This window comes from Parasutterella muris (genome assembly GCF_943193095.1).
Classification (GTDB): domain Bacteria; phylum Pseudomonadota; class Gammaproteobacteria; order Burkholderiales; family Burkholderiaceae_F; genus Parasutterella; species Parasutterella muris.
On sequence record NZ_CALPCV010000021.1, the window covers coordinates 1 to 22,547 of the forward strand.

General features: G+C 49.5%; 14 protein-coding genes, 2 tRNA genes and 1 pseudogene. 8 read left to right on the plus strand and 9 right to left on the minus strand.

Translation table 11 applies throughout. From position 1 onward, the window contains the following. Positions 1–242 (plus strand): annotated as a pseudogene (locus tag NFR90_RS08235) (IS1634 family transposase); the annotation flags it as partial. Positions 243–414: 172 nt separating this feature from the next. Here the strand turns inward: NFR90_RS08235 and NFR90_RS08240 are convergent. The 3 genes from NFR90_RS08240 to NFR90_RS08250 all read right to left on the minus strand — a co-directional run bounded on the left by NFR90_RS08240 (position 415) and on the right by NFR90_RS08250 (position 2,089). Continuing rightward, positions 415–491: transfer RNA gene (locus NFR90_RS08240), tRNA-Asp, on the minus strand. A 136-nt stretch (positions 492–627) separates the two neighbouring features. After that, positions 628–1,773, minus strand: coding sequence for a M48 family metalloprotease (locus NFR90_RS08245; RefSeq protein ID WP_251452185.1), 1,146 nt, complete (start codon positions 1,771–1,773; stop codon positions 628–630). Positions 1,774–2,012: 239 nt separating this feature from the next. Continuing rightward, positions 2,013–2,089 (minus strand) — tRNA-Asp (locus NFR90_RS08250). A gap of 336 nt (positions 2,090–2,425) precedes the next feature. On the opposite strand from NFR90_RS08250, the gene NFR90_RS08255 reads away from it, so the two are divergent. The 3 genes from NFR90_RS08255 (at position 2,426) to NFR90_RS08265 (ending at position 6,048) form a co-directional block, all read left to right on the plus strand. Further along, on the plus strand, positions 2,426–3,835 hold the full coding sequence (locus NFR90_RS08255; RefSeq protein WP_251452188.1) for a DASS family sodium-coupled anion symporter: 1,410 nt from the start codon (positions 2,426–2,428) through the stop codon (positions 3,833–3,835). Positions 3,836–3,974: 139 nt separating this feature from the next. Continuing rightward, on the plus strand, positions 3,975–4,760 hold the full coding sequence (locus NFR90_RS08260; RefSeq protein ID WP_251452190.1) for a hypothetical protein: 786 nt from the start codon (positions 3,975–3,977) through the stop codon (positions 4,758–4,760). Between the two features lie 70 nt (positions 4,761–4,830). After that, on the plus strand, positions 4,831–6,048 hold the full coding sequence (locus NFR90_RS08265) for a hypothetical protein (RefSeq protein WP_251452192.1): 1,218 nt from the start codon (positions 4,831–4,833) through the stop codon (positions 6,046–6,048). A 42-nt stretch (positions 6,049–6,090) separates the two neighbouring features. Here the strand turns inward: NFR90_RS08265 and NFR90_RS08270 are convergent, their stop codons facing one another. Both NFR90_RS08270 and NFR90_RS08275 read right to left on the minus strand, forming a co-directional pair. Beyond that, complete coding sequence (locus NFR90_RS08270; RefSeq protein WP_251452193.1) at positions 6,091–7,401, minus strand: M20/M25/M40 family metallo-hydrolase; 1,311 nt, start codon at positions 7,399–7,401, stop codon at positions 6,091–6,093. Positions 7,402–7,425: 24 nt separating this feature from the next. Next, a complete protein-coding gene (locus NFR90_RS08275; RefSeq protein WP_277612610.1) occupies positions 7,426–7,671 on the minus strand; it encodes a sulfurtransferase TusA family protein in 246 nt (81 codons plus the stop codon). A 539-nt stretch (positions 7,672–8,210) separates the two neighbouring features. On the opposite strand from NFR90_RS08275, the gene NFR90_RS08280 reads away from it, so the two are divergent. Genes NFR90_RS08280 through NFR90_RS08290 form a run of 3 tightly spaced genes read left to right on the plus strand, consistent with a single transcriptional unit; the run spans position 8,211 to position 11,261 of the window. Continuing rightward, positions 8,211–9,545 (plus strand): sodium-dependent transporter, encoded by a 1,335-nt coding sequence (locus NFR90_RS08280; protein WP_251452194.1) that lies wholly within the window; start codon positions 8,211–8,213, stop codon positions 9,543–9,545. Between the two features lie 24 nt (positions 9,546–9,569). Continuing rightward, positions 9,570–10,904, plus strand: a complete 1,335-nt coding sequence (locus tag NFR90_RS08285; RefSeq protein ID WP_251452195.1) for a sodium-dependent transporter — start codon at positions 9,570–9,572, stop codon at positions 10,902–10,904. 30 nt (positions 10,905–10,934) lie between these two features. Next, a complete protein-coding gene (locus NFR90_RS08290) occupies positions 10,935–11,261 on the plus strand; it encodes a hypothetical protein (RefSeq protein WP_251452196.1) in 327 nt (108 codons plus the stop codon). Positions 11,262–11,499: 238 nt separating this feature from the next. Here NFR90_RS08290 and NFR90_RS08295 read toward each other — a convergent pair whose 3' ends face one another. The 3 genes from NFR90_RS08295 to NFR90_RS08305 form a co-directional block, all read right to left on the minus strand. After that, a complete protein-coding gene (locus tag NFR90_RS08295) occupies positions 11,500–15,195 on the minus strand; it encodes an autotransporter family protein (protein ID WP_251452200.1) in 3,696 nt (1,231 codons plus the stop codon). A gap of 684 nt (positions 15,196–15,879) precedes the next feature. Further along, entirely contained in the window at positions 15,880–18,969 is a 3,090-nt protein-coding gene (locus NFR90_RS08300) for an efflux RND transporter permease subunit (RefSeq protein WP_251452202.1), read from the minus strand. Next, complete coding sequence (locus tag NFR90_RS08305) at positions 18,966–20,087, minus strand: efflux RND transporter periplasmic adaptor subunit (RefSeq protein ID WP_251452205.1); 1,122 nt, start codon at positions 20,085–20,087, stop codon at positions 18,966–18,968. Before NFR90_RS08305 ends, NFR90_RS08300 begins: the two co-directional genes overlap by 4 nt. Before the next feature lie 189 nt (positions 20,088–20,276). Here NFR90_RS08305 and NFR90_RS08310 point away from each other — a divergent pair, with 189 nt between their 5' ends. Further along, the gene (locus NFR90_RS08310; protein WP_160335968.1) at positions 20,277–21,110 is read left to right on the plus strand and encodes an AraC family transcriptional regulator; all 834 of its coding nucleotides are present in this window, start codon (positions 20,277–20,279) and stop codon (positions 21,108–21,110) included. 11 nt (positions 21,111–21,121) lie between these two features. On the opposite strand, the gene NFR90_RS08315 is transcribed toward NFR90_RS08310, so the two are convergent. After that, positions 21,122–22,540 (minus strand): DNA recombination protein RmuC, encoded by a 1,419-nt coding sequence (locus NFR90_RS08315; RefSeq protein WP_251452206.1) that lies wholly within the window; start codon positions 22,538–22,540, stop codon positions 21,122–21,124. Positions 22,541–22,547 lie beyond the last annotated feature (7 nt).

Below are 22,547 nucleotides of genomic sequence, written 5' to 3' on the forward strand. Positions count from 1 at the left end.
TGAGAAAATACAGTGAGGAGTGCAAAAAGAATAATAGTCTGCCGATGGTGTATGACAGTGACTGCAGAGTTCTGGACACTTTGAACAATGTAATGCAGACCAGATTCTGCGGAGGTTACTATTTCGGTGAAATCGCAGGGAAAAGGCGGATGTTATTTGAAGCCCTTGGAGTTCCGGTTCCTGATGCAGAGCCCGAAAAGGCCCAAGTCTACGAAGACGACGAAGAAGAGACAGACTTCTAAAGAAGATGCCTTCGGATTAAGAGCTGAGCCTCTGCTAGAGGCTCTAGATTCTGCAATATTTCAGCCCGATTTTTGTAATCTAGGAGCGGGAATTCAGGTCCGGACTGCCCCGCTCTGCTTGGCGATTAAACCGAAAATGGAAAAGCCCGGATAAATCCGGGCTCAGGAATTTTGGCGGAGTGGACGGGACTCGAACCCGCGACCCCCGGCGTGACAGGCCGGTATTCTAACCAACTGAACTACCACTCCATTTGTCTTCTCAACGACTCACGTCATCGAGAAAACGAGATTCTACCTTATCGAAAAATTTTCGCAACTTGAAGACGAAAAGCACTTGTAAAATTTTATTTCTTTAGTTTCAAAATTCCTGTTACCGCCCTATTCGTTATGCATTCGGAAGCCAGGAATCTCTCTGACGCGTATGCCTCGGCGCCATTCTCTGGATCGCTTTAATGCGGCAGAGTTCGTCCGGATGAGAGATATAAAAAATTCTATACAGCGGATCGGCCGCAATTGACCCGGCCTTATCGGCAAACGCTTTGACTATCGCGCTGATCATAGAGTTCCAATCCAAAAGCTTGACGGAAAAACGCTCCGCATTCTCTTCCACACTCCGCATGAAGAGATTCTTGATCGGAATCAGCGGAAACATGAAGACAAATACTGCCATGCTGTATAAGACAAACGCTTCTCCATGTCCGATTACTTCAGACGGATTTACGCCGAGCCCCTGATAGAACCAGGGCTGCTGCACCGCAAGCTCAAGAAAGATGAAAAAGAAGAAGGAAAGGAACATAAAGATCACTGAAGCTTTGACGGCAGAGCAGTACTTGGTTCGGCCTATCTCAATAGCAATCAGCGCCTCTGTCTCTAAAGGAGTCAGCTGATCAATCAGCCGTGACTCGAGAATAATTTTTCGTGCGCTGCCTAAACCCACAATCCGCACGGGACGCGAAGCGGCAGAGCGGTCCGAAAGAAAAACACTGCCGGAAAAAAATCCGGCTTTAGTGAGAAATTCATTAAGACGATCCTTCAGCGGACTCTCCGGCATTGGCCTGCCTCTAAAAGCAAGCACTTCATAAAGCCAAACGGAAGCCGGTACTAGAAACGCAGATATCAGCCACGACCAAAACCACCAGCCCATCATTTCTGAGTCCCACAGCGCAAATGTCACTATTAATAAAATAAGTCCGCTCACTAAACCAATTAGGAGCGCAAGCGGCCGATTACTCAGGGCCGAGAAATACAGCCCTCCGGTTCCGCTTTGCGAAGAAACCGCAAACAGAGCGTCCACAATCAGAAAGAGCGCAGCCGCTTCGAGCACAACCGCTGTCTGAGCAAAAACGCCGTCACCGAAAAATTCTGCCGTCACCGAGGCCTGCCATGGCAAAAGACCGCAGAACGAAAGAATAAAGACAAGAAGCAGAAACACGATATGCCTGATTTCATAAAGCTGATCAATCCGCAGACATTTATCCGCAGCCGATTGGTGCGCCTCAATGGAAACCTGACCGGCAAAAACGTGAGGCACCCGCCCTCTCTCCTGATTAATGAGCCGGACTTGTCTTAAATAAAGAAAAACACTCAAGACGATATTTCCAAGAAGGAAGATCAGGTAAATCGTCTCGAAGGTAAGACCACTGTTCATTTTGACTTCCTTGAATTACTACGATTACTGAAGTCAGAAGATAGTCTTGTAAGGCGGGATCGGGCGACTTATTCACCCATTAGGAGCAATGAAAAAGCCCGGAAAACCGGGCTCTTGAATTCTGGCGGAGTGGACGGGACTCGAACCCGCGACCCCCGGCGTGACAGGCCGGTATTCTAACCAACTGAACTACCACTCCTCGCTCTAACTCTCGTTTCGAGGTGAAGCGAATTTTACAGAGATTCAAAAATCGTGCAAGTCGAAATACCCTTTTTTGAGACCCTCTGAAAGCCAAAAGCTTTTAACTTATTGAGTCATCGCTACTTTAATTCGGGTAAAAAAATGTAAACGCCGTGTCAGCAAAACGATTTCTTTGCCGAACAAATGAATTGCCTGAGAATTATTCGGGATTACCCTTTGTAGAGTGTTGAAATACCAAGAGTAGGAATACAATCAACCTTGTTACGATTTGTTAATAAACCTTAACAAATGTAATAACACTAAATCCTTATAACAACCCACAGGTAGATACAAAATGAGCAAATCCCTAAGAAGCTGGATCATCGTTTTGGCCATCGGCTTTGTGATTTGGTTTATACCGACTCCTCAAGGCCTAACGCCTAACGCATGGCATCTGTTCGCGGTCTTTGCGGCCACTATCGCCGGCTTTATTCTTCAGCCGATTTCAATGGGTGCCGTCGCTTTCATCGCATTAACTTTCTGCGCGATCACCGGCGTCCTCAAAACCGGTCAGGCCCTGATGGGCTTCGGCAACGGCACAATTTGGCTGATCGTCTGCGCCTTCTTCCTCTCCCGAGCCTTTATTAAAACCGGCTTTGGCAGAAGAATCGCGTTCCTGATCATCAAATACATCGGCCGTTCTTCCCTCTCTCTCGGCTACTCGATCGCGCTCTCCGAGCTGATCGTTTCTCCGGCGATGCCTTCGGCAACCGCACGAGGAGGCGGCGTTTTCTATCCGATCGTTCAGTCTCTTGCCAGCGCGTTCGGTTCCGAACCCGGACCCACAGCCGGCAAGATCGGTAAATACCTGATGCAGGTCGGTTATCACACTGACGCGGTCACCTGCATGATGTTCCTGACATCCATGGCCGGAAACCCGCTCTGCGTCGGCTTAGCCGCGTCTGCTGTCGGTGTTGAAATCACCTGGATGGGCTGGGCCATCGCTGCTATCGTCCCGGGTCTGATCTCCCTGTTCCTCGTCCCGCTTCTGATGCTCAAGCTTTCTCCTCCTGAAATCAAGGCAATCCCCGGTGCGCACGACCTCGCTGTCAGCGAACTGCAGAAGATGGGCCCGATGAACCTTCAGGAAAAAGTACTTGCCTTCGTCTTCGTCATGTGTCTCATCCTCTGGGCAACCGGAAGCTGGACAAAACTCGGCGCGACACCGGTCGCCATGCTTGCCGTCGCAATCATGCTGATCTGCAAAGTGCTTGACTGGAAAGACATCCTCTCCGAAAAAGGCGCTTGGGATGCTATGTTCTGGATGGGAGGCCTCGTCGCTCTGGCAACCGCCTTGGCAAAATCTGGCTTTATCGCCTGGCTCGCCAAGATGATCGGCGGCGCAATCGCTGCCGCCAACCTCGGCTGGATCACATCCTTCGTGGTCATCTCGCTGATTTACATCTACTCGCACTACTGCTTCGCTTCCGTTACAGCGCGTATTTCCGCGATGTACGCTGCATTCGTTGCAGTTGCGGCCGCCTGCGGCGTTCCGGCTCTCCTGGTCGCGCTCACCTTCGGCTGCTTTGCCAACCTCCCAATCTCTCTGACCCACTACGGTAACGGCTGCGGCCCGGTCTACTTCGGCGCCGGCTACGTTTCTCAGGGTGAATGGTGGAGAAACGGCTTTATCATCACAACGGTTAACGTGGTGATTTGGCTCACCGTCGGTATGGCTTGGTGGAAGATCATCGGTCTGTACTAATCGGCTTGGCAATGTAAGTCTCTGATCAAAGGGCGTCCTCGGACGCCCTTTCCTTTATTTGCGAAAGTACTCATTGGAAATTCCAATGATACGTATATACTAGAGCCTCTCATCCACAACGAGTCGACGAGAAATAACTATGAGAAAGCTTGCCGCCGCTGCCGTCTGCTGCCTGATGCTTCAGGGCTGCTCTCTACTCGGACTGGCTTCGACCGGAATCTCTGTCGCCACCCCGAAACACGGCTGGTTTGACGTCAATTCTCAGCTAACCGAACCCGATCAAATCAAAAGGCCGGAAGTTCCGCTTAACCTCTCACTTAAAACCCGTATCATCATTCAGGGACTCGATCTCGATTCCGCGGGGGTTTTAGAAAACTCCGTCGAATGGCTCTATCGGGAAGATTTAAATAAACTGCTGTCAAAACTCTTTGAATCCTCAGGGTTGGCCGTAATCAATGACAGAGGGCTCGACGGCACCGTCTTTGTAGAAATTTCCGATTCCGCGGAAGACCCGGGAACCCGCTACATTCCAATCCTTCCGACACTGCGCTGGACGGAGCGCAAGGTCGGAAAGATGAGAATCACATTTATCAATTCCTCGGATAAAAAAGTGACTTCCGGCATTCAGGAGGAAAGCGTCTTTGTCCAAAGCGGCGTGATTGCCGACGAACCCAACGCCCCCTACAAACAAAAGTCGTTTGAAATCTCACGGGCCGCCTACACCTTCCAGGGTGAATTTGTTGGTCTCGATAAGCTTGATGAACAGCTCTTTTACCGGTGCATTAAAGTTATTCAGGATAAGATTTCGCTTGATAAGTTCTTTGCCGAGCCGGACAATGTACCCAATGAGAGTCAGGCGCCCGATCCGAAGGGCGGGTGGTACAATAATTTGGGTGGAGAGGTAGCTGAAGGCGTCACGCAATAGCGGTTCATCAAAAGCCGCCGTGTCATGGACGCTCAGTCTGCCGCGTTTTTTTATATCTGCTCCGGAAGTTATGAACACCGCTCAAAAAATCGGTACCGGCGTCGTCGCCGCTACCCTAGTCTGCTCTGCAGCATACGGATTTCTTATCCATACCCAGGCTTCGCACTTTGATCAATTCGCTGAAAATCCTTCTCGCTACCTCGGCGAGAACTTTAAAGATGTCTCAGTTGAGATCTCGAATTCTTCGATCTTCGGCCGCGAATTCATCTTAAATAAGGGTGATGTGCATTTTGGCGGCAGCGTTAGTTTCGGTCTTAAGCCGCACGCGAATATGAAGATGCTTGCGACAAGCTCTCGGCCGCTTTTTAACGAAGCAATCAAGAGCGCCGATCCGACGCTCACTGTCGATTTAAATTATCGTTTCATCCCTAAAGTGCTGGAATTTGCGTCCAAACCTTTCTCGGCCAGAGACGAATCTGCAGGCACCGCGCTTGAGATCGGTAAAGTCAGTCTAAAAGCTTTGCCGGATATGGCCAGCAGTTCTGATGGAAATCTAAAATTCAATTCTGCCAATGCGGTCTTTGATATTCAAAATTTCGCGCTGCGTCTCTCGCCGACAGAGGTGATTCAGTCCGGCTCAATCACAGGCAGGCTGACTTCTCAAGGTTCCGAATCTTCAAATTTCTCAGCTGCTCTCAACGGGCTCTCTACGGTTAACGGAAAAGACACAATCAAGATTGAATCTGTCTCTTTTGACATTGCACTCACTAAAAAGCCTTCAGAAATTACGCAGATCTCTAAAATTGATCTGCAGAATCTGTCCGCACGCATCAGCGGTTTGAAATCCACAATTGAAAGCGCTAATCCTCAGATTGAGACTCATATTCCCAATGATCCGGAAATGTACGATGCGGTCACGAATCTACTTATAGGAGATGAAGCCGCAGTTTCAAGAGATGCGCTTGAACGTTTAGGTAATTCGTTCCTCAGCGGCGACGTCTGGCTGAAGCTGAATCCAACCGTCATAAAGACTAAGGCATACCAACTGAATATGTCGGGTGATCTGCGCTGGCTTCCGGATAAACCGCAGTTTGCGTCTTTGAATCTGAACCTCTTGGGCAAAGAGCCTCAGATCGGCGCGCTCGTTCAGATGTTTGTGCCGAGAAAGGCTTATACGCGTGTTGATAAGGACAAATTTGAGGCCCAGATCGTCGCCAATAAATCGCCGGATAAGATAACCGTGCTCTCAAACGGCATGCAAATCTACACCGCGCACAATCCTTTCTAAATTCTGAAATCGGCTGCCCAAGGCAGCCGATTCTTTATCTCGCTAGAGACTGTCCTGCCACTCCGCGGCGGGAGATGCCGTGTAAACAGGCAGCAGAGGCGCGGCTCCTCCGTCAATACCGATCAGTGTCAGCGCGGTCAGCAGGCAAAGCTGAGGACCTTCATAGGAACGAACCGGCTCATACCATTCGGAAAGCGAGTGGTTGAACCCTTCCCGGCCGCCTGCGCCAAGTGTTGTTGAGGGAATTCCGATAGACATTGGCACATTTTGATCGGTTGAAGCGCTCATATAGGCGGTCATTTCGATTCCAAGCGCCTCCTGAGCGGCGCGAGCGGCCTGAAGCACAGGGCTCGTGGGCTTTTGACTGCCGGCAGGACGATAACCGATAGGCGTCACTTTGCACGTAATCTGCAGGGAAGGATCCGTGACTTTCCAGCGCGCGTTTTCCAATTGTGCGCCGAGTTCAAAGAGCGGCAGCGCCTCCTTAACCAAACGATCGAGCACCTGAGCGTCTTCGCTTCTCAAATCCACCTCGCATTCAGCATGCTCGGCGATTGCGTTAACGGAAGATCCGCCTTTCATTGTGGCAAGCGCAAAAGTGGTTCTCGGCTCCTGCGGCACCTCCAGATCCGAAAGCATCGTCCCTGCCCGACAAAGCGCCTGTGTCGCGCTCGGATACTGACCGAAATTCAGGAAGCTGTGACCGCCAGGACCGGTGTATTCAATCTTATAGCGTTTAGATCCGGTGGATCCGTAAAGGATTCGTCCGGGATCAGCCCCGTCAATGACCAATACTCCGTCGATATGAATGCCGGAGCTGTAGAAAATACGCTTGACGCCGCGCAGATCGCCTTCCGCTTCCTGCCCGACCGTTCCGATAAAGAGGATGTCTCCTTTCGTTTGGACACCGGAGTTCACCAGCATACGGATCACCTGCAGCATGCAGGCGAGTCCTCGGGACGCATCCGAAATACCGGGCGCAAAAAGTTTTCCGCTCTGGCGGCGCACCGAGGTGTTCGTGCCCTCAGGGAAGCTGTTGTCCATATGCGCTGTCACGGCGCAGACCGGACCGTCAGGCTCAACGCCTTTGAAACGGGCGATAACATTCCCAACAGGATCAATCTCCGCCTCAAGACCGTAGCTTCGAATTTTCTGCGCGATTAATTCCGCTCTTTTTTGTTCCCGCATCGGAGGCGCGGGAACTTCGCAGATCTCAATCTGCTCCTCAATCGTAAAGATTTCCTGGGAGACGGCCTGCTCCAGCACTTTCTTTACTTTCGGATCATTAAGAACCGCTTGGACGGCTGCCGCAGATTCAGGAAGAAGCGGAATACGGTCGGTTAAGTGAGACATATGATTTCTCCTCTCTTATGAGAATCAGCTTTCCGATTTTCTCTGCATGAGAATTTCGTAAATCCCGTCGTTTTCACAGGAAGAAAGCATTTTATTTCCGGTCTGATCGGCAAACTGACTTAGGTCGCGGACCGCATGCGGATCGGTGGCAAGCACAAGCAGCGTCTGCCCCGGCTCCATCTTCGCCAGCGCCTTTTTAGTTTTCAGCATCGGCATCGGACATTTCAGTCCTTTAACATCAAGCGTTTGATCAAAAGTGTTCTCAGACACAATCCGCCTCATTAATTAATGTGTATATGGAAAATTTTAGCTTTAAACGTCTTCTAAAAGCGATTTGACGGACGCTATATTACTTTTGGGCGGCAGCGGATGTCGGCAATAAGGTCAAAAAAAACCTGCTCAGCTTGTGAGCAGGGTTTCCAACCAGGATAAACGGTTGTTTTTACACAACCACCTCAAACCACGTGTTCATAGTAAACCATACGCATCCTTAAATCAATAGAAATACTGACATTTTTTGCTGTTTTTATTGCCGAATCATTTTTATTCTTAGAGCATTATCCTGTCAATGATTAGTACAACTACTTATTCCATTTGAGATAAGCGACATATCACTACCTATGTACGTGATCAGAGCCGCAGTTACTGTTTTTCTGCTGTCTCTAATTTTCTAATTGCCCACGATAAAAGTATTTTTTCCTCATTTTGCGGCAATTACAGCAATTAGTAGCGGTTTTAGCGAATTTAATCCGTGTTTTCATCCATAATCGAAGATGTTTTTCACCAAAAGAAGAAATTAGGAGTAGTTAATGTCTGATGCTCGCTCCAATTGGAGCTCCAAAATAGGCTTAGTTTTAGCTGCGACCGGCTCGGCTGTCGGCCTCGGTGCTATTTGGAAATTCCCCTACATGGCAGGTGCCAACGGCGGTTCAGCTTTTATTCTGCCGTTCATCGCCATGGTACTGTTCTTCGGCGTCATTTTGATCATGGCAGAAATGATTATCGGCAGAGCCGGACGCGGTAGCGTGGTCACCAGTTTTAAACGAATCGCGGGCAAAGCCTGGATTCCGCTGGGATTTATCGGTGTGCTGACCGCCTTTGTCATTATGACCTACTACAGTACCGTAGGCGGCTGGTGTCTGACCTACCTCTTTGAAGCGATCCGCGGAAACGCCGCCTCAAGCGACCTTGCACTGCTTGAAAAAACATTCAAACTTACCGTCAGTTCTCCTGTTTCCGCAATTGTTTATCAGACAGGTTTCCTTGCCATCACTGCCGGTGTTCTGATCTTCGGTGTCAATAAGGGAATTGAAAGAATCTCCAAGATTCTTATGCCGCTTCTTTTTGTGCTGATGGTTGTCCTGATTATCCGCGGTCTTACACTGCCCGGCGCCATGGAAGGACTGAAGTTCCTCTTCTCGCCGAGATGGGACGAAGTGACGGCAAACTCTCTGCTGAATGCGATGGGCTTTACTTTCTTCTCCCTATCCGTCGGCATGGGCATTATGATTACTTACGGCTCATACATTCACCACTCGGAAGACATTCCCTCTTCAGCGATTTGGGTTGCCGTTCTGGCGTTCATCTCCTGCATTCTTGCCGGACTGATGGTTATTCCTCCCGTTATCGCCTTCGGTCTTAATCCGTCCGCGGGTCCCGGACTCACCTTTATTACAATGCCCGCAGTGTTCTCTCACATTCCTTTAGGCAATGTGTTTGCAGTTTGTTTTTACGGCTGCCTTCTTGTCGCGGCTCTGACCTCGATGATTTCCCTCTTTGAAGTTCCGCTCGCTTATCTGATGGATGAATGGAAGTTCAGCCGCAAAGGCGCTTCCTTCGCGCTTTTCGTTGCGCTGACTATCTGTTCGATCCCGGCCGCGCTGTCGATGGGACCTTGGTCTGACTATACGATCCTCGGAAAGAACATCTTTGACGCGACCGATTATCTTGCCTGCAACATTCTCATGCCGCTCAGCGCCATCTTTGTTATTGCGCTCACCGGCTGGTTCTTCTTCGACAAAACCAGTTATGAACTGAACGTCAACAAAAAGCGCTCTCCGGGCTACATGAAATTTGTACGGTTCATGCTTGCGTTTGTTGCTCCCTGCTTTATCGCAGTTGTTGCGATTTCTAACTTCCTTTAACGCTTAAATATACAAATAATAAAAATGGCACGTCCCAAAGAAAAAACGTTTACAGGAAAAGCTGGATTTATTCTTGCGAGCGTCGGAGCCGCGATTGGCCTCGGAGCGATTTGGAAATTTCCATACATGGCGGGCGCAGAAGGCGGCGCCGCTTTCCTGATTCCATATATTTTCTTTTCTTTCACGCTGGCTTTCGGCCTGCTGCTTGCCGAAATCACACTCGGCAAAGCGGGAAAAGGAGGAATTGTTACCGCTTACCGAAATCTCGGAGGCCCCTTCTGGTCAGTACTTGGATATCTGGGCATTCTGATCGGCTTTGTTGTCCTCTCGTTTTATTCTGTCGTGGGCGGCTGGTGTCTTATGTACCTGTTTGAGTCAATTGTCGGTTTTTCGGCTTCGACTCCCCAGGCGCTTGGTTCTCTTTTCGGAGAACTCTCCTCTTCGCCTTCGATCGCCGTTTGCGCTCAAGTGGGCTTCCTCGCCCTTGTCGGATTCGTTGTTGCTTTTGGCATTCGCGGCGGCATCGAACTCTGTTCCAAAATCCTGATGCCGCTGTTATTTATTTTTATGTGCATCCTGATCGTCACGGGACTTTGTCAGCCGGGCGCTTGGAAAGGCGTGGAATATCTGTTTATGCCGGACTTTTCGAAATTCAGCTGGAAGGCGCTTCTTGACGCGATGGGGCTTGTATTTTTCTCCTATTCCGTAGGTGCCGGCTGCATGGTGACCTATGGAGCCTATATTGATAAAAAGACCGACCTGATCAGTTCAACCTTCTGGATTGTCACGCTTTCGCTGCTTATTTCGCTGATGGCCGGCTTAATGATTCTTCCCTCGAATTTCGCCTTCGGCATGGATCCTGCAGCCGGTCCCGGTCTGACGTTTATCACGATGCCGGCGATCTTTTCCATGCTTCCTGCCGGACAATTTTTCGCGATCGTCTTTTTCTGCTGTTTGGTTGTTGCAGCGCTCACATCAGCCGTGTCGATGTTGGAGATTGACATTACCTGGATGGTTCAGGAACTGAAACTCAGCCGCCCTGTTGCCGTTGCTGTCTGTCTTATCTTCATGCTGATTCTAAGCGTTCCTTGCGCGCTGTCCTTCGGAGTGCTTGCCGATGTCAAATTCTTTGGCAAGACGGTATTTGATTTGGCGGACTTCTTAGTATCAAATCTCGGACTTCCGATCGGCGGCATTATCGCATGCATGCTTTGCGCCTGGACCGCGTGGGATCGGGTTCACACCGAATGGACGACTATTGCGGCCTACCCGACTCGCGTTAAGATTATGCGGCTGATTATCGGTGTATTTTGTCCTGCGCTTGTTCTCGCGGTTCTTATTTCCGGCCTGATCAATTAGAATAAGCCAACTACATTGAAGGAAAAATAAATGGCACTACCCATTGAACAGTTATACAAGGCCAGAGATTTTGTAAATCTCAAGAACATCTCAGCAAATCATGTTGAGCTGGCTTTTAAAAATCCGATCATTGCGATGCTGGCTAAAGGCAAAGTTGCCGAAATCGCCTCGGAATGCAGCCCGGACAGCGCCTTTCATTCCTGCGAGATGAACGGCAACGACCTGACGCTTCGTTTTAATCCGGAACTTGTCAGCGAGCGTCTTCTGGCTGAAATCTTTGATGCGACTCCGGAGCGCGCCGAAGAAGCCGCAAAAGAACTTGCCGCCTACGTGCTTGAGAAAGCAAAGCAGGCATAGCAGTTTAGTTTCCTTTAATAAGGACGGCCTCTTTCTTCATGAGGCCGTCTTTTTTTGCGTGCTCAAAAACGAGGACGCATTTAGTTCAAACATCAGCTGCTTCGGCAAATTTTTCCTGTTCGAATGCGTGAGAATGCTGCGCAAATCGCTGAGAGTAAACCTCCACCGGTTTAGTAAATGCTTAAGCGCAGAAACCGCCCGAAGGCGGTTTCTGCAAAGCTAAACAAGAAGCCGGAAACTAGAAGACATAGCGATATTTCGCCTGCAGAGCCTGATCAATGCGGCCTTTATCGCCTGCACCAAAGCCATAGCTCACACCGAGACTATGATTTCCGCGAGTCGCTTCCAAACCAAATTTCGCGTTAAACAGTGCGGTGTTCGCAATTCGGGTTTCGATGGAATCCGAAGCCGAAGAGCCTTCAAGCGCGAAACGGTTGCTGACTTTCTTGTCACCCATGGTCGGAGAAACCGTGAGATCCAGGAACGGTTTAACCTTCGCCCCGCAGGCGGCATCGTAATTTCCTTTAACCGCGACGCCGACCGGGATCTGGAACAAATTCGCTTTTTCCGCTGAATAACGGAATCCTGCGGTGCCGAAGTTATCCAGCTTAATGTGCGAATAACGAGCTCCGATATGCGGTGTTACTGTAAACGCATCACCAATACTCAGGTCTTTTTCTACACGAACGGCTGCCGTCAGAGCCTTCGTATCGGGCTTAGCTTTAAGGCCGGCAGATCTCATATCGTTTTCAGACCGGATGTAACCGAGAGATCCGATCACGTTGGCATACTGAGTGTTCCATGCACCGTAGAGATTCAGGCCCCAGTATTCGATCTTGTTCTTTATACCGGAGGCTTCGCCGCGGCTTCTGGCATTGCCTTTACCGAGTGAAACGGCTAAACCGGCAGCCAAACCGTTGCCCATCGCGTAATCTGCACCAAATGTGACTCCGGCAAGATCCGCTCTGTAGCCGTACTTCGAACTTCCGGCTTCGTAGGAGTTTGCACGAGTGAAAAGACCGTCCACATTAACCCACAGATCGACTCCGGCCTTGTCATGACTGTAGCTGGAAATCAATGAGCCATGCTGCTCAATTGTGTCGGTAACCATCGAGGATATCGTCACGGTCATTGCCTGAGCGGCACCGGCAGAGGCAAACAGCGCTCTCTGATTCATCCAGCGGGCGGCTCCTGCATAGTCACCCACATTGATGAGCTCACGAAGCGCAGCTGCGCTTTCCGCATTTGTAAGAAGCGCTTCGCGCATAACATTAGGCGCTGTCAAACCGTTATCAACCAACAGCTGTGTCGGATCGTACTGGGCAGTGATCACACCGTCCTTAAATCCGTATCCATACCACAGACCGCTGCTGCCGTAAATATTGACGTTCTCGCCAACAACGACTGAGTCCGCAAGCTTTACGCTGAGATCGTCACTGACAGTGAGTTTCTCCATTCCTGCAAGCAAAACGGAGCTTCCGTCGGCCAGATTGAGGCTAGCTCCGGTAATCGCTGTTTCACTGCCGATCGCAAGCTCGTCTGTCATCTCGACAGCGAGCAGACTGTCAGCCGCAACGGAAACGACACCCGACTGACCTTCAGCAGGACTTGTCAGCGAACCGTCCACGACGATAGAGCCGTTTCCGACATTCAGAGGTTTGGCAAGGTAGAGAGCAGACTTGATACCGTTCTCTGACAGTGACAGACCCGCTTTATTCATTGCGTTCAATGCCAAATCCGCGTCCTGAGAACCGAGGACCAGAGCGGAGTTCTGTCCGACCGTGATATTGCCGCTCTCAGACATTTCGACAGTTTCAATTGCGCCAAGCGCCGGTGTACCATTTTCCCAGGCTGGGTCAAGGAAAATTGAACCTGCCAAGCTGACGAATCGGCTCACGAATTTGCCAACACCCGTTAAGCTGTTTTGACCAATGCGAATGATGCCTTTGTAATCAACGACAGCGTTGTCCACTGATAGGATTGCTCCATCCTTCAGGCTGACAGACGCATCTGTCTTCACAATAAAGTCGGAAGCAATCTGGAAGTTCGCCGCAGCGCCTGAATTACCTTCCACGCTGACGGATGAGCCGGCGTTAACGGTCAGAGAACCCTGAATCACACCGCCCTGAGTGCCGCTGCCGCCAATGGTGAGTTTGCCGGAATTGTCGTCGTTGCCTACGATCACGCTAACTGGCCCCTTATTTCCGGAAACCAGGTCGCCGCCGTTAGCGCCGACAATCGTAAATGTATTATCTCCTGCGGCAATCGTAATGCTCTGGCCGTCTGTGACCTGAACCGATCCGACGCCGACCAGCGTTGCTGAACCACTAAATTGATCATCAGTAATCGCGGCGTTTCCGTTAACTTTCAGCTGCGCGGACGAGACAATAGTTCCAGAGAGCAACGGCAGCGTCTCCAGAGTAACAGTTCCTCCTACTAATGTTCCATTCATCTGGATAATCGGCTTATTCGCCAACGTGTTTTTAATGTCAGCAAGGTACTGGACAGTATATTCAGCATCCGTCAGAATCAGCTTGGAATTTTCCTGAAAATCCAGTTTGTCTTCATACAGAAGCGCTCCGATTTGCGTTTGGGCTGCGCTGGCGGCGTTTTCGAACACCTGAGCGCTGTTGGTCGTTACGGAGCCTTCGATGTTGAGTTTTCCAACCTGGATAATGGAAAGATCGGGCAGATTAATGTTGCCTTTTACATTGATTGCGCCCTTAGCATAGTCCGAAATACCCAGATCTTCCGAGAAAACCTGGACTGTACCGGATTCAATAGTGACATCACCAAAGAGATTCAATGTACCGTTCATCACGGAAATTGCCGAAGTGAGCATTGGATCATCAGCTGTCGCCTTAATGGTCACAGTCCCGTTAGGGCTGCCGAGATTAACCTCACCTCCCTCGATAGCAATGGATTCTGCTCCGCCTTTACCTTTGGCCACCGCTTCAAGCACAATGGATTTACCGTAAACATTGAGCTGACCTTCAGCGATATAAATATTCCAAGCGACATCCTTATCTACAAGTGCTCCGGAAATAACCGATTTCATTGTTACGGTTTTTCCTTCGCCGCCAATCGTGATTTTTTCTGAGTCAGACTCCGTATATTTACCGGTATCAAGACCAACGTTGTAGATCAGCATATCGGATTGCTCGGGAAGTTTATTCCGAGAGGCTTCAACATACAAACTGACGTTGCCGTTCAGTGTGATTTCACTGCCGTACGTATCATGATCAGAATAAAAAATTCCAACGTTGCCGGCCTCGTTGTCTGCGAACGTAGTATCAAGCGAGTGGAGTGTAGATGACAGCGTCACATCTCCGTTCCAAACAACTCGTCCCCCGTCCCTCGTGAACAGTGTTTGTGAATCACGGCCGGAAACCGCGTTAATCGTAAGGGCTCCGCTTCCTGTAAGACTTGAATTATCACTAACAAGAATACCGGTCGCCTGCAGTTTTTCGGCGGTTGACTCAATTCTGGTTTCCGCAGCCTTTAAGGTCAGGGATCCGCCGGAACGGGAAGAAATGCCTATGGCTTTTGAGTGATCCCCGTCCTCATCTTTATCCAAACCTGCTTCATAAGATGCGGCATCGCCCTGCATTGTGGTTTTCAGATCCAGGTTTCCGGAGACCGTTAAAGCAGACTTTCCTTCACCGACGTTGATAGATGATACCTTTGAGTTCTCATTGACTCTTGTTGCTGTCAAGTCAGCAGTCAGAGCTCCTTCAATTGAAACCGATGAGTTTCTCAGGCTGATGGCGTTGAGGGTCGTCAGGGCGGAATTTGTAGACAGTGCGGCATTTCCCTGCCACTGCAGCTGCGCATCGGTAAGGTCGACGATACTAAGGGTCGAATACTGATTGGCTGCCTCTGTTTTACTGACGGACGCTTTAAATTCGTTTTTGCCGCTCAGTGTTGAATTCACTACGGATAAACCGTACCAACCGTTTGATGCGTTTTCAAGATTCGCATCTGTCAGTGTAAGTCCGTTGGCTTCATTTGTATCAGCAGTGATTGTCAGAGCATTGACCGGCGCTGATAAGGAAATTGCGCCAAATACGGCCAGAGTCAGTGCTGCAGTTTTAAATCGGCTGACTCTTTGGTTTTTTGAAGAAGAAATACTAGCGATAATTTCTTTAGAGAAATTACGATTGTTTAAATCAGATTCTGATCCCAGAGATATGGGGGGGGGTAGACATTTTAACCACCATTGTTTGTTGAAATAATCGCCTACATTATATTTTTTTCAACGTATATCTCAAGCAAAGCCAGGGAAAACACTCAACTGTTGTACGACAAGCTAAAAACCCAGTCACTAACTTGTTGCTTAACATACACATTCTCTCTGAAAATGGAAAATATGTGCAGATATGTTCAGGTCTTCAATAACCGGCTTCTACCCCTAAGCTGGAGCAAAAAATTTGAAGCTCCCTTCATTATCGGCCTCATAACTGCTTTAAAGCGCCAACAATTTTAGGGAGCTTGGCGGATATCAATTTGCCTGCTCAGAAGTCAAATCCTCAGTTCAATGTGTGCTCAATAGGATTTTTCACTTTACCACGTAAGACCTTTCGCTGAAATAAGCCGGCCGCTCTCTGTCTGCTTAACTTCATTTTTTAGCGATCAGCGCGTAAAAAACCGGTGTAAAAACCAAGCCGATAAAAGTCACGCCCAGCATCCCGGCAAACACCGTCGTGCCAACCGCCTGACGCAGCTCCGATCCGTAGCCGCTCGAAAACGCCAGAGGTACTACGCCGAGAATAAACGCAAACGATGTCATCAAAATGGCTCGTAAACGAACGGCACTGGCTCGAACAATCGCGTCATACCGGCTCAATCCTTCCTGCTGAAACTGCTTGGCCATCTCAACAATCAAAATAGAATTCTTACAGGCTAATCCGATAAGCACCACAAATCCGATCTGCGCCATCAGACTGTTGCCCAGACCTCTAAGCTCAAGTCCGATAAGCCCGAACAGCAGAACCTGAGGAACAATCAAAATAATAATCAGGGGCAGCCTCAGACTTTCATACAACGCGGCCAAGGAAAGAAACACACATAAAAGACACAGACCAAAAATATATAAATTTGTGTTGTCCTCCTGCTTCTGCTCTTTAATCATTGAGGTCCACAGCAGACTAATCCCTTCCGGAAGCGTCTCGGCGGCCATCTTTTCAATCACAGAGGTCGCTTCAGTACTGCTGACTCCATCAGAAATATTGCCTAGAACAAATACCGAGGGGTACATGTTATAGCGCGCAATGACCTGAGGCCCGGATGTTCGTTCGATCGAAACCACTGAACTCAGGGGAACCATTCTGCCGAGCTCATTTTTAATCCAAACACGATCTAGATCCGTTTCCAGAGAACGAAACTCAGAATCGGACTGAGCAACGACACGGAATACTCGATTTAACAAATTAAAATCGTTCACGTACGCACTTCCGAATTCATACTGAATCGTGTTGCTAAGTTCCTCCAAATCAATCCTCAGCATGGCGGCCTTTTCTCGGTCGATTTTTAACTCCAGCTGCGGAGTGTCCGTTCTAAAGGAGGAAAACGCGCTTTCAATTTCCGGCGACGCGGCTAATGCTCGAATAAACTCCTGCGCCGCATCTGTAAGTTCATTCACGCCCAAACCGATTCGATCCTGAAGATAAAACTGGAAATCACCGCCGGCCCCGATACCCATAACCGCGGGCGGCGCTAAAACGTTAACGCTTGCCTCCGGTATCGCCTCGTTTAGGGTCGATCGAATCCGACTCATCATCACGCCGATCGAAAGCCCCTCTTTAATACGCTCAGGCTGTGGTTCAAGCTTTATCACCATCAGTGCGGCATTGGAAGCTTTAGATCGCGTCGCTCCGCTTTGCCCGACAATAACCATAAAATGCTGAACACCTTTGACCTTTGAGAGCGCTTCCTGAGCTTTCTTAAGCGTCTCATCCGTCTGATTCAGGGCAATGCCCTCCGCAAGCTGAATGCTCGCGGATAAATAATTATTGTCCTGCCTCGGAATGAAACCACTAGGAACATTGGTATACAAAAACACAGTGAAGCAGATGCAGACTGCATAAACTGCAAGCACCCACCAGCGAAGCTTCACAAGCATCCGAACAAGCTGGCTGTAGTGCTCCGAACATACGCCAAAGAAATGATTAAACGCTGACGAAAACCATCCCTCTTTTTTTCGGTCCGACAGAAGAGGCACACTGAGGGCGGGAGACAACGTCAGAGACACAAAAGCTGAAATAATTGTCGCAGCCGCAATGGTCAGTGCGAACTGCCGGTAAAAACTTCCGGTAATACCGCTTAAAAACGCCGTTGGAATAAATACGCAGGATAAAACCGCGGCAATACCAACCAGCGCTTTGCTAAGCTCCTTCATTGAAGCAAATCCGGCTTCCAGCGGACTCATGCCGTTCCTAATCTTCGCTTCAATTGCCTCAACCACGACAATCGCGTCATCCACCACAATGCCGGTCGCAAGAATCAAACCAAAAAGCGTTAGATTATTAATCGTAAATCCCGAGGCTTTCATGACGATAAAGGTACCGATAATCGAAACAGGAATGGATAGAATCGGAATGAGTGAGCTTTTCCAGTTGTGCAGAAAAAGCAGAATCACCAGAACCACTAAAGCAGTCGCTTCAAAGAGCGTCTGATAGACAGATCGGATGGAGTTCTCAATAAACTCGGTATTGTCTATCGTCATATAGCAGTCCACACCGCTTGGCAGCTCCTTTTGGATCTCCTCAAGCTCGGCTCGGATCGCTTTCATTGTCGAAATCGCGTTCGCTCCGGGCGTCTGGAAAATTGCCAGACCCATAGCAGGAACTCCGTCTCGATAAAACTCTTCGTCATAGTTATAAGAAGCGAGCTCCGTGCGAGCAATATCCTTCAGATAAAGCGTTCTTCCATCTGCGCTTCTTCTGATCACGATATTGTCATACTCCTGCGGCTCCCTTAACCTTCCCTCGCCTCGGATCAGCAGTTCAAAAGCACCCGGCTGTTCCGTCATCTTCGGTGCATTAACCTTGCCCGCCAGAATATTTCGATTTTGTTCCTGTACCCGCTGCACAACTTCGGTAGGAGAAAGTCCAAGCTGCATCAGGCGATCGCTGTCAAGCCAAATTCGAATACTGTATTCTCGGCTGCCAAAGACGGTAATGTCAGAGACCCCCGAAAGCCTCGCCAATCGGTCTGACATCTGCGAAATCGCGTAATTAGTTAAAAACAGCGTGTCACGCGTCCGATCGGTCGAATACAAATGAACGGCCGCAAGCTGATCACTAGAGCGCTTACGCACCGTAACACCGCTTCTTCTGACCGCCTCAGGCAAACGCGGCTCAGCAGCCGATACACGGTTCTGCACCAGCACCTGAGCAAGGTCGGGATTTGTTCCGTGCGCAAAATTCACCGTAATCGTCACGGTTCCGTCTGACGCCGCTTGGCTTTGCAGCTCAGTCATCGCGTCCACTCCGTTGATTGACTGCTCCAGAGGAGCAATAACGGAGTCAGACAACGCCTGGGGGGAAGCGCCGGGAAGAGACGCTGTCACAACGACAGACGGGGGAACAATCTCCGGAAACTGTGCGACCGGCAGGGACATGTAGCTAATCAGACCGAAAAGTACAATAAATAATGAGATAACCGCGGCAAATATCGGGTTTCTAATAAAAAAGTCTGTAAATCTCATTGCGCTTTTTCCTCGATGCTGCGAAGCTTTGTCCCAATTCTCAGTTTCTGCTGAGCGCTAAGTACCACCGTGTCTTCCGGCTTCAATCCCTCCAAAATTTCTCGCTCTGAACCAAAAAGGCGCCCTACACGAACTTTTGCCTTTTGGGCTGTTCCGTCCTGGGAAGAAATCCAGACAAACCGATCTGTCAGTTCCGTCTGAACGGCCTTATCCGGAATCAGCATCAAATCTCTGCTTATCGGAAGTTCGAGTGTTACCCGACCGATTCGATTGGCCGCTAGTTCCGGGCTCGCCTTCAACTGCAGTTTTAAGGTGTATGTGAGCGTTTGCGGATCAAATGCGTTATCTGTGAAAGACAACTCTCCCGGATACCGTCGCTCTCCATCGTCAAACCACGCTTGGATCGGCGCGAATGGGGGAACATTTCCAAGCACGCCGGCTCGTACGAGTTTCAGGAAAGCCTTGTCGTTAATTTTGAAATCCGCATATGCGTTCTGATCATCAATTAAAGTGGTGAGTTCAGACTGCCCCGCCTTCACTAAATTACCTTCTTTTAAAAGAATTTCTCCCAGCTTGCCACTGATTGGCGCGCGAATTTGAGTGAATTCCAGATTCAAAAGCGCAGTTTCCAGCTGAGCCTTGGCCAGTGCTTCCTCGGCTTCCGCGTTTTGCATTTCAAAGCGACGGGTTTCAAGCTCTTCTTTGGAAATCGCGTTCGCCTTTACCAGTTCGAGCGCTCTTTTATATTTAGCGGCCGCATAGGTTCTTTGCGCGGCGGCCTGCCTTAATTCCGCACGGCGAACTTCCGCCTGCGCTTCAAACGGCCTCGGATCGATCTCAAAAAGCAAATCTCCCTGCTGTACCGAGCTGCCTTCCTGTACGGAACGTTTTTTCAAATATCCGTCAACCCGGGCATTAAGCCGTACTTCATGGAACGCCCGAATAAATGCCGGAAACTCCATACGTTCAGCAATCGAATCGACTCGAGGCTTCATCATTCGAACCGCGGTAGGCTGAGGTTCTCCCCTCGGACTTGAGTCACTGCTTCGACAGCCTGAAAGCGTACTTAACGCGGCAGCTGCCAACAGTGTGCACATCAATTTTTTATTCATTGTCATAAAAGATTTTCTCCTGATGCAATGATGGAGAAAAACACTTTTCTCGAGAAGAGACAAAACTTCCAACCTTTATGACATAAAACTACCTTATATGATCATTTAATTTCTTTTCATCTAGAATATTCAGTAAGCAAATAACACAAAGATACTTCTATGAGTCTAAATAAGTTATTAGAACTAAGAGATGAAATGCTTCAGAGCGTTCCGAGCGAAGGCAGTTTTTTCGACGTTATTCCCGGACTCAGTCTGCACCGCAGGGAATGTCGGACACGTTGCGAGATCGAGAACTACCGTCCTCGTGTTGTCATCGTTGTTCAGGGGCACAAAACCGCAAAAATCGATGGAATTCATCAAAGTCTTTACTGTGCCGGTGACTGTCTCGCCGCTGGTTTTGAACTGCCCGACGGCGACCATTTCCTTGAAGGTTCCAAAGAGGTCCCTTATCTGTGCATCAGTTACGAACTCAATGAAGATTTAGTTCAGGAAATGCTGATAAAAATGGGTGCGCACATCGAGGACAAACTGGTTTCGGACGTTTCGGAAAAGGCCTCAAACGAGCTTCTGGACGTTTTTAGACGTCTGCTGATTGCCATGCGTTCACCAACGGAACGAAAATTTTTAATCCCGATTCTGGAGGAAGAGATTCATTTCCGAGTGCTCAGCGGCTCTCTCGGCTCATTCTTTCGGCAGGTCTACACGCCTGAACGGCCTTATGCCCGCGTGATGAAAGCTATTGACTTTATCCGCAAAAATTATGACCGACGGCATAACATTGAGACACTAAGCGAACTGGCCTGCATGTCTCCGACATCTTTCCATCGCCACTTCAAAGCCTTCACCGGAATCTCTCCGAAGCAGTTTCAGAAAGTTCTGCGGCTCAAAGAGGCGCAGCGGCTTATTTCCGAAGAAAAATTCAGCTGTCGAAAGGCGGCGCTTCTCGTCGGATATGAGAATCAAAGTCAGTTCAATCGAGAGTTCAAGGCGTTCTTCGGCAGAACGCCGGCCAATCCGATCAGAACCTAACCATGATTGCGTCACTGCAAACTATCCGGCAGCCGTGCCAGCTTTGGCGCCTCTTCAAGCGTCAGATTCGAGTCTTCCTCGCTTTGGGAGGCGTGCGCCAATTTGCGGTTCATTTGCCGCGTGCGGACTTCCACTTGTTCAACTGTTTTAACAACCGTCTCCGCCTGGGTTCTAAGCTTATCGAGCGTGCCCTGGAATTTAGCGAATTCGGACTGAACCGCAAGAAGAATGCTGCGAATTTCCGAACTCTTTTTCTCAATGGCCAGAGTCTGGAATCCGGCTCGATAAGCGCACAGAGCGCTTGCGAGGGTGGAGGGGCCCATAATATAAACGTGATAATCCCGATAGAGGCTCTCAGTCAGACCTTCGAGTGAGAGCGCTTCCGCGTAGAGGCCCTCCGAAGGAATAAACATAATGGCAAAATCCGTCGTATGCGGAGGATTGATATAGGCTGAAACGGACTTCGCTTCGCGAATCAGCCCGCCTCGGATAGCTTCTTTAGCTTTCTTTAACTTTTCAGAATCACCCTCTTCCGCCGCATCCTGAAGCCGCTTGTAGTCTTCAATCGGGAACTTGGAATCAATCGGAAGAAGGCACTCCTTGCCGCCGATTCCGGGAAGCACTACGGCAAACTCAACCACCTTGCTTTTTTGATCCGCAAGCGTATGGGCATTTTTTACATACTGATCGGCCGTGAAATATTCGCTCAAGAGCGCTTCAAGCTGCACTTCTCCGAGCATGCCGCGGCTTTTTACATTGACAAGAACACGCTTGAGACCGCCCACGTCGGCCGCAAGCTCTTTCATTTCACCAAGACCTTTATAAACCTGCGTCAGCTGCTGAGACACCTGAGCAAAACTTTCGCTGACCCGACTTGTTAAAGCGCTCTGAAGCTTTTCTTCCACGGTCTCTCGAATCTTCTCAAGCTTGGTTTCATTCTCTTTACTGATGTTTTTGAGATCCTCATCAACCCTGTGCTTGAGTTCAGCGATTGACGTGCTCAGCGAACTTGTCAGCGCCTCGACTCGGCGATTCTGCTCATTGGCAAAGTTCTGAATTCTTTTATCGTTGTTTGCGAGCGATGTCGCAATCGTATCCTGCATCGCCTTCAGCGCGGAAGACGCTTCTTCACGATCTCCCTTGGCCTGACTCTGCATAGCCCGCTCAAGGTTCAGCTGAATATTCAGCAGCTTTGCGTCCATTTGGGAAAGCGTCACAGTCCTGATTTGTTCGGCGGCCAGACTGATATCCTCCCGCCAGGCGGCTCGCGATTTCTCCGCGATACGCTCAGAGTCTCTCGGAAGGCGCGTGAACGCGTAAATCAGACAAACAACACAGATTAGCAGCGCTGTCGCAAGACAAAGACAAAGTAAAAACAGCGTACCGGAATCCAAAGAGAGTGAAGCCGCCGCAGAAGTGAAGCCGTTCATTTAATCG

Bases quoted from the DNA above. Each gene is read 5' to 3' on its own strand.
- NFR90_RS08255 (WP_251452188.1), top strand. From the start codon at position 2,426: ATGAGCAAATCCCTAAGAAGCTGGATCATCGTTTTGGCCATCGGCTTT.
- NFR90_RS08260 (WP_251452190.1), top strand. From the start codon at position 3,975: ATGAGAAAGCTTGCCGCCGCTGCCGTCTGCTGCCTGATGCTTCAGGGC.
- NFR90_RS08265 (WP_251452192.1), top strand. From the start codon at position 4,831: ATGAACACCGCTCAAAAAATCGGTACCGGCGTCGTCGCCGCTACCCTA.
- NFR90_RS08270 (WP_251452193.1), bottom strand. From the start codon at position 7,401: ATGTCTCACTTAACCGACCGTATTCCGCTTCTTCCTGAATCTGCGGCA.
- NFR90_RS08280 (WP_251452194.1), top strand. From the start codon at position 8,211: ATGTCTGATGCTCGCTCCAATTGGAGCTCCAAAATAGGCTTAGTTTTA.
- NFR90_RS08285 (WP_251452195.1), top strand. From the start codon at position 9,570: ATGGCACGTCCCAAAGAAAAAACGTTTACAGGAAAAGCTGGATTTATT.
- NFR90_RS08290 (WP_251452196.1), top strand. From the start codon at position 10,935: ATGGCACTACCCATTGAACAGTTATACAAGGCCAGAGATTTTGTAAAT.
- NFR90_RS08300 (WP_251452202.1), bottom strand. From the start codon at position 18,969: ATGAGATTTACAGACTTTTTTATTAGAAACCCGATATTTGCCGCGGTT.
- NFR90_RS08305 (WP_251452205.1), bottom strand. From the start codon at position 20,087: ATGACAATGAATAAAAAATTGATGTGCACACTGTTGGCAGCTGCCGCG.
- NFR90_RS08310 (WP_160335968.1), top strand. From the start codon at position 20,277: ATGCTTCAGAGCGTTCCGAGCGAAGGCAGTTTTTTCGACGTTATTCCC.
- NFR90_RS08315 (WP_251452206.1), bottom strand. From the start codon at position 22,540: ATGAACGGCTTCACTTCTGCGGCGGCTTCACTCTCTTTGGATTCCGGT.